General features: G+C 60.2%; 6 protein-coding genes. 4 read left to right on the top strand and 2 right to left on the bottom strand.

The genetic code is table 11. The features are described 5' to 3' along the window. Positions 1–235: 235 nt before the first annotated feature. The 4 genes from AC5JJ6_RS00435 to AC5JJ6_RS00420 all read left to right on the top strand — a co-directional run bounded on the left by AC5JJ6_RS00435 (position 236) and on the right by AC5JJ6_RS00420 (position 3,403). Complete coding sequence (locus AC5JJ6_RS00435) at positions 236–823, top strand: hypothetical protein (protein WP_496040145.1); 588 nt, start codon at positions 236–238, stop codon at positions 821–823. A 64-nt stretch (positions 824–887) separates the two neighbouring features. Beyond that, a complete protein-coding gene (locus tag AC5JJ6_RS00430; RefSeq protein WP_496040144.1) occupies positions 888–1,892 on the top strand; it encodes a hypothetical protein in 1,005 nt (334 codons plus the stop codon). Next, entirely contained in the window at positions 1,889–3,037 is a 1,149-nt protein-coding gene (locus AC5JJ6_RS00425; RefSeq protein WP_496040143.1) for a TraB/TrbI/VirB10 family type IV secretion system protein, read from the top strand. The genes AC5JJ6_RS00430 and AC5JJ6_RS00425 overlap by 4 nt, the downstream gene beginning before the upstream one ends. A gap of 21 nt (positions 3,038–3,058) precedes the next feature. Then, positions 3,059–3,403, top strand: coding sequence for a hypothetical protein (locus tag AC5JJ6_RS00420; protein ID WP_044436866.1), 345 nt, complete (start codon positions 3,059–3,061; stop codon positions 3,401–3,403). Positions 3,404–3,479: 76 nt separating this feature from the next. Here AC5JJ6_RS00420 and AC5JJ6_RS00415 read toward each other — a convergent pair whose 3' ends face one another. Continuing rightward, positions 3,480–3,746, bottom strand: coding sequence for a hypothetical protein (locus tag AC5JJ6_RS00415; RefSeq protein WP_496040142.1), 267 nt, complete (start codon positions 3,744–3,746; stop codon positions 3,480–3,482). A gap of 59 nt (positions 3,747–3,805) precedes the next feature. Beyond that, positions 3,806–4,456 (bottom strand): DUF723 domain-containing protein, encoded by a 651-nt coding sequence (locus AC5JJ6_RS00410; protein ID WP_496040141.1) that lies wholly within the window; start codon positions 4,454–4,456, stop codon positions 3,806–3,808. Positions 4,457–4,526: the final 70 nt, after the last annotated feature.

Below are 4,526 nucleotides of genomic sequence, written 5' to 3'. Positions count from 1 at the left end.
CTGGCAGGGGCATCGGCCACGGCGCCCAGCGGGTGGCGACCGGGGCGAAACAGGCGGCAACCGCCGCATCCACAAGCCAATACTGGTCGCGTGTTCGTGCTGCCTCTCAGTCCAGGAGGTCATAAGCATGTTTGAAAAGATCCGCATCCGACGCACCCAGCCGATTCCCACCACTCCTCCGGCTCCACGGTTCGCACCCGGATGGCTGGCTCAGCAGCAGCGGACCACCCTGCGCATGCTGGCGCTGGGATTGGTCGGCAGCCTCGGCCTGAACGGCTATCAGGTCTATAAGCGGGAGCAGATCGCGGTGCAGCCACCGGAAGTCTTCGCAGCATTGCTCGATGCTGATTTTGCCTCACTGAAGGTCATCCGAGCCAACGACCTGAAAGCCGATGAGTTCGAGGCGGCGTCGAAGGCCGAGGTCAAGCGACTGGTCTACCGGCTGCGCCGCATTGACTCACCAGCACAAGTCCAGGAGATGATCGACACGCTGTACTGCTCCGTCACGGGCATGGCAGCGGTGAAGGCTAACAGGTCTTTCGAGCGATCGGCCGGCGTCGACATGGTCCGCAAGGGACAGAAGAGGATCCTGAGCGAGAAGGAGGTTCAGGTCGGCCGCAGGCCCGGTGAGCGAAGCAGCGCTGACGGGATGTGGATCGGTGCCACGTGGCCGGAAATAGTCGACGATGGCATGAGGCGGACCACGGTTCAGCACTCAGCGGAGTTTCGGGTCCAGCAGTTCAAGGCTGTATCCTCAGAAATCCGGGACTGCAACCCGATGGGCATCCTGGTCACGGATTACGAGATTTTCGGCTCTGAGTAGCGTCTGGTGTCGAGCGTTTAAGGGCTATTAATTAACCCATTAACTGCGACAGAGGACCAATACCATGCGCAGGTCTCTGCTGACGGCGGCTGCGGGACTGGTGCTGGCAGGCTGCACCGGCGACCCTGGAGGTCCCGCACCACCCCTGACGTACGATTATGTGGAAGCTCAGGAAGTGGCCCCACCGAGACCCTCGATGCCGAGCGCGCTGATGCCGCTCGACGGTGTTGCAACCAGGCCGGCCCAGCCTGAGAAAAGGTACAAATCGGCATCGGCCAAGATCGGGGACGCGGTCAGACAATCCCGGCGCACAGCCCTGGACTGCACCTTCGAGGGTTCGATCATGACGTGCCCGTACCACAATGGCCTGCGTCATGAGGTTATCCTGGATGGTGCGTCAACCGAGGGGGCGACGGACAGCAACGACACGCAGTTCTGGCTCGAGCCGGGAGAGGGGACGCCCGAAGCCATTTTCGGCAATCCCCAGTACTTCTCAGCCGAGGTGACTGCCGGAGGTGTCGATGCGACCTCCATGCGGGCCAAGCGCGATCGGGCTCATGGCCGAAACACGCCCGGTGCGAGGCTGATCATCACCGTCAAGAACTACAAGCCGGGAGAACGGACATCGCTGACCATTTCCACCGGCAGCAGAACCTACCTCTACGATCTCGTTGTGCCGTTCTGCAAACAGTCAGAGGTCGAACCGCCGCACAAGTGCAATGCCCCCTACAACCCTGTTGTCCAGCACACCTATGAATCCGATCAACCGAAACTGGTTGCGGCAGCGGCTCCGGGTCAGGAGACGCCGGCGGTGTCGGACACCCGGTACACCTATGATGGTCCGGCCGACTTCCTGCCGCGCGAGTGGTCGGCGTACAACGATGGCGTCAACACCTACATCCTGCCGCCGTCCCGCCTTGCCAGCCGTCCGGTGCCATTCCTGCCCAGGGGATCGGCACCCTCGTTCTGGGTCGATCCGCAATCGCGTCACTACGTCATTCGTGGCCTGCCTGACGAGGTCTTGTTCAGCCGCGGTGATCTCACCATGAGCGTTCGGAGGGAGCGTTGAACAGCTACCAGAAGGAGAGCCATCCCGGTGATGATGGCATCGATGAGCCGGCCCGCGAGTATGGCGGTCGGTTCAACCGCCGAACGCTGCTGCTCGGCGGCGCATCGGGTGTCGCGATCCTGGGCGCGCTCTACGCCCTGGCCGGGATCACGACCGAGCCGCAGCGGGAGGAGCCGAAAGGACTGCAGCCGGCCAGCATCAGCGCCCGGGTGCCGGAGGCTACCCCACCCAATGTGCCGAAGGTTGAAACGCCGTCAGTCCAGGATCCTGGAAGATCACAGCCGGATCGGGGGCTAGAGCACCGAACACAAGCGGCCAAGCCGGTTCCGAAGAACTTCAAGGTCAGTGTGCTGGCGTTCGGCAACAAGCATATGACAACCGTGTTGAGCCCGCTGCTGGAAGGTAGCAGCACGGTGCGTGAAGGCTGGAATGGAGGCAGCGGGGGCATACCGGTTGCTGCCGATGTCGGACAGCAGGAAGGCAGAGCCAGCGTCAAGGAAGATTTCTACACGGGCGGCGGTGGACGCAGCAAACAGGGGCTCTACCATCCGCACAGCCTCCAGCCCGAGCTTTCCGGCTGCGTGCTCAAGGCCGGAGAGGAACTGATCATCCAGAACCCCAATCCGGTTCGCACTGAGTTGCCGGGACAGGTCAGGGGGATCCTTATCGAGGATGCCTATGGCCGGATCTTTCTGGGCGGTGGCCGTGTGCGGGAGTGCCTCGCCATTCCCGCCGGCAGCACCGTGATGACGGAGGTAAACGCCACGGGCGTGTCGCGCGGCGACATGCGGGTGCAGATGTGCGCCACCCGGGTCGATCTGCTGGGCGGCGGGATCATGCCGATGGCGTGCTCGCCTGCGCTCGGCCAGGACGGCGCTAGCGGTGTCGAGGCCGAGAGTGACTACGCCTGGTCGGGCATTGCTACCGGCATCCTGATTGAAGGGGCGCTGTCGTTTGTCGGCGCTCTGGGCGGGTTGATCGAGGGACCGGCCGGCGTTGCCGTCAATGTCGGGACCCGAGGCATCCGGGGAGCCGGCGGCGAGTACGTTAACCGGGAATTAATGAGACCTCCGGTACTGACGATGAGATCCGGTGCTATCTATCGAATTCAGATAAATAGTGATATTCCTTTTCCGGAAAAGTAACGGAATGATGGATTTTCAACCTTGCCGCGACCCGCCTATCCGACGACCGAAACCAGCGTGACGGGGTTGTCGGACGAATTGATGACTGTCGTGCGTGCCTACGCGAAAGATTGTTGTCAGCCCATGCGTGCCATCTACGACGACGCTATCACCGCCATGGTGAACAGAATTGCCGGTGGCGAGAAAGTCTTCTTCCCTGCCAGCATTCCCGGTCAGGGCTCAAGAGGTCGCCATATCCGACTAACCCCCGGCGTCGCCGCAGCCATGGCAAAAACCTGTGAGGCCAACAGAGTGCATCAATCCGTGTTCTTCCTGCGGGCAATGCGCGACTACTTGTCCAGCAAGGGCATCGACGTGCCCGATTGACAGGATTACCGTTCTTTGGGACGGCGCATCCTGCGCCAATAAGCCGAGTCGCCAGCCGGCGCAGCCAGTCATCGAATCAAGCACCGAGCGCAAACATGAAGGACGCAGCCAAAACCCAGATGGCCACATCAATATAAGGCCAGCCTGCAAGCTCAACATTCCAGATCATTCCGAGATCGTTGGGCCGGGCGAGTAGCTTCATGAGAAACACGGCGGCAAGCCGCGCCGGAGCTGACGTCAGCTGCTGCGGTGCCTGGGCGTACTCCCACCGATTGGAATTTTGTATCTGGTATTTGGCCTCCGGGATTTTGCGGCAGCTTGGTTCTTTGTGCTTGTACGGCATGCGGGCTCCGGGCAACAAGGCTGCCTCCATACCCAGCTCAGCTGGCAGTCAGAACTGATTTATCCGTCAAAGCCGTGCTGTGCAGGGTTTCGCCTCCGCTCCATGCCGCAGGTTGGGCAGCCTTCACCGTTGATATGCATGGCCGGTCTCTTGAAAAACGGACCATGGATCGGACACCCTATTTTTACCTTGGTTCGCGAATTCACATACTCAACCTCAGCATAATCGTAGGTCGTGCCATACCGGGCAATGGCTTTGGCTTTGAAGTCCTCTAAGCCATCACGTCGCGCGGCAGCGCCGCGCTCCAGGCCGCACGCCGGACATCCCTGCCCCTGGAGATGAAGGGACGCGACTTGCCGGAACCGGCCATGACGTGAGCAGTGAATTGTCACGTCGCTCTTGCTGTCGACATAAACAGTTTCCTTATAGCTGTACAAATCTCCGTGTATTTTTTGGGCTTTAGATACAAATTTACTGGCGGCGGAGGATAGAACTCTGGAAACGCGGCGCTCAGTTGAGCAGGCTGGACAGCCATTTCCTTTGTAGTGATTGTTCGGCGCTTGCCAGAAAGGAGCATGTCCGGGAACGCGACAATCTATTCGCAAGGGGCTTGCGTTGTTTGTGTATATGGCCCGGCTGTAATCATACGTGTTTCCATGGACAGACTTTGCCTTCTCCACAAAATCTTTTATAGTGAACTTTTTTGACATGTGAAATTCACTGGATGACTGGAAAGGATTGGTGGATTATGCCGCATTCAGAGGGACCAGGCCCCTGATC

The organism is Skermanella sp., from assembly GCF_059503625.1.
Note: the sequence above shows the minus strand (reverse complement) of the source record. Positions and strands in the feature narration are given on the sequence as shown.

What these genes read in the sequence shown, in the direction of transcription:
- AC5JJ6_RS00410 (WP_496040141.1), bottom strand. Translation starts at nt 4,456, where the DNA reads ATGTCAAAAAAGTTCACTATAAAAGATTTTGTGGAGAAGGCAAAGTCT.
- AC5JJ6_RS00415 (WP_496040142.1), bottom strand. Translation starts at nt 3,746, where the DNA reads ATGCCGTACAAGCACAAAGAACCAAGCTGCCGCAAAATCCCGGAGGCC.
- AC5JJ6_RS00430 (WP_496040144.1), top strand. Translation starts at nt 888, where the DNA reads ATGCGCAGGTCTCTGCTGACGGCGGCTGCGGGACTGGTGCTGGCAGGC.
- AC5JJ6_RS00435 (WP_496040145.1), top strand. Translation starts at nt 236, where the DNA reads ATGCTGGCGCTGGGATTGGTCGGCAGCCTCGGCCTGAACGGCTATCAG.